Here is a 275-nt window from a genome sequence, read left to right as displayed (position 1 = left end):
TCAGCCAACAGATTCGGCAGGCCGGTCTGCTCAGCCAGTGTCATCACCGGCACCAGTCCGGCGCACGACACGAGATGATCCTCATCGAAGACCGCCGACGACACGGCGAACCTATGGGACACTTGCACCGGAAGCGCCTTTCTGAACGTGGGCTGATCGAAGTGTGGTAACTCCAATCATCCCAGCTCAAAGGGCACTTTCCTTACATCAACACCCTCCGAACAGGCGATTCATCGGTGGATCGAGGGTTAGCCGCCCCGGACTTGACCCGAGAC

The organism is Mycolicibacterium arcueilense (assembly GCF_058536225.1).
This window is presented reverse-complemented; position numbering follows the sequence as displayed.